The organism is Leifsonia sp. SIMBA_070 (assembly GCF_046534635.1).
In the GTDB taxonomy this organism is placed as follows: domain Bacteria; phylum Actinomycetota; class Actinomycetes; order Actinomycetales; family Microbacteriaceae; genus Leifsonia.
The window spans coordinates 1-277 of the sequence record NZ_JAWRYK010000202.1 but is presented as its reverse complement, the minus strand read 5'-3'; the positions used below and the strand labels follow the sequence as shown (position 1 = coordinate 277).

The window sequence follows — 277 nt, the reverse complement described above, 5'->3', positions numbered from 1 at the left end:
GCGTAACGGAAAGAGTGCTGCCAATGGACAAAAATGAGTTTCGGGAAAAGTTACACTTCCTAAACGACAAAAACTCACGAAAACACGAGATTTTAATCGATTTTTTGAGAAATAGTGGAAATCGAGAAGAAATATGTCAAAAATTCGATATTGCGGATGGAACTTTTCGCAAGCACCTCTCCGATATCTATAAGACGTTCGAGATCGAAGGACGGAAAGGGAAGCAGGAGCGACTATTCGAGCTGTTTAGAACCCACGCCCCCGAACTGGTTCAACC

Annotated in this window: 1 protein-coding gene; it reads left to right on the top strand. The window is 43.0% G+C overall.

Features of this window, described 5'->3' with window-relative positions:
* Positions 1-23: 23 nt before the first annotated feature.
* A partial coding sequence (locus tag SB754_RS20020; RefSeq protein ID WP_410784128.1) for a hypothetical protein occupies positions 24-277 on the top strand: 254 nt, incomplete at its 3' end.